Consider the following 1,517-nt stretch of genomic DNA (forward strand, 5'->3'; position numbering starts at 1 on the left):
CCGTCCGCTGCGCTCCCGGAGCTGCGGGGACTGCCTTCCCCGCGCGGGGGCCTCCGCTGCGCTCCAGCCACCATGGGGCGCTGCGCACCCAACGGCCGGCCCCGCTGCGCGGGACGGCCAACGGGCCTGCGGCCCGAGCAACAACAAGGGGAAGGGTGGCCCGGGTCGGTGAGTCTGCATCAGATGATGCAGTATGTAGCTTTGGCAGCACCGGGCCATACCCCCGGTGCTTCAAACTACGGTCCTACGCGTTCAGCCTCCACTTTTCACCGAGATTCGGCGGCAGTCTTCAGCACCCAAGCAGCACGAACATTTCAGTGAAATCAGAAAAACGCCAGCTCAAACTCGCTGAAAGCGAAACGGCAAACCACTGAAACCTCAACGCCGAACATCACGCGAGGAATGAAGAATTGCGCATGTCGCAGTTACTGGATTTCTTAGGTGACCTCGAGGTGACTCGACCACTCCTCGATGGTGCAGTCACTGATATCGAGGGCTCCTTGCTGTGCCGAGATGGACCAGTCGGCGGTGAAGGAGAAAGTACCGGTAACTGCGGCTTCTCCTTGACGGTCTTGAATGCCGTCTCCATTCAGGGTGTCCTGGACCAGTGGAGCCATGAGGTAGGCATCGAATATTCCCTGGAACGTGAACTCCAGGACAGGTTCGTAGCGGTGGTAGTCGATCGTCTCGATGGTCACCTGGAGGTGGAGTATCTCGGCCGGGCCCGCGTTGGTACGCGACGGTTCAGTGATGCTCTCAAAATCGTGATGTACCTGGTTCTGAAGGAGTTCGACCAGGTCGTGCACGCGAGGCTGCAGCAGGTCTGTCAGCTGGCAGCCGCATACGTCCTGGAGGATTGACATGGCAGTGCGCCCCCGGGTGCGCAGGGACAGACCGACGTCTGGGATGAACACGTCGTGGAAATCATCGGGGTGCATTTCATCGAGGATGACCTCATGGTAAGTAACGTAATCCGCTTTACCCTCGTCTAGCAGTGCGAGCTTCTGCACAATCGCCGGAGCGTAGGTCTCGAACGCTTCCCGTGCTTTTGTCTGCGCCAGATCTGCCTCGATGGAGCGGAGCAAGTGATTGGATAGGCGCGTACCCGACCCGAATTTCTTGCATGCGGCGATCACGTCCGGGCGCAGCTTTGCAGCCTTGCTGAGCGCCAGGAGCATGAAGCCCGCGCCTTCGAATGTCTGGTTGCTCTTTTCCCGGTTGCACTTGAAACAGATGGGAGCGAGGTTTTCGGGACCGTGAAGGTCGAAGCTGGAAGTCAGGCTGTACTGCTTCTTGGAATCTCTGAGATCTGCGGCAGAGGAGCTCTGGGGGATGAGGTGATCGATCTGGGTGTCGGTGAAATCCTTCAGTCGGCCACACATGTAGCAGCGATACTTCCACTGCTCGAGCAAAATCATTTTCAGAATGGAGTTGTCGCCACCGCTGCGGTACCGCACGTCTTCGCCCGTCATGGAGCCTCCTGGCATGATCGCCCCGCTACGGAGGCACCTGCCCCT

1 protein-coding gene is annotated in these 1,517 nt (G+C 59.2%); it reads right to left on the reverse strand.

Annotated elements, in window-relative coordinates:
• Window positions 1-437 precede the first annotated feature (437 nt).
• Window positions 438-1,472: an HNH endonuclease gene (locus tag TU30_RS00035; RefSeq protein ID WP_042162964.1), complete on the reverse strand. Its 1,035-nt coding sequence runs from the start codon at window positions 1,470-1,472 to the stop codon at window positions 438-440.
• Window positions 1,473-1,517 lie beyond the last annotated feature (45 nt).

Source organism: Streptomyces sp. NBRC 110035, from assembly GCF_000829695.1.
Lineage (GTDB): Bacteria > Actinomycetota > Actinomycetes > Streptomycetales > Streptomycetaceae > Streptomyces.

What these genes read in the sequence shown, in the direction of transcription:
- TU30_RS00035 (WP_042162964.1), bottom strand. Translation starts at nt 1,472, where the DNA reads ATGACGGGCGAAGACGTGCGGTACCGCAGCGGTGGCGACAACTCCATT.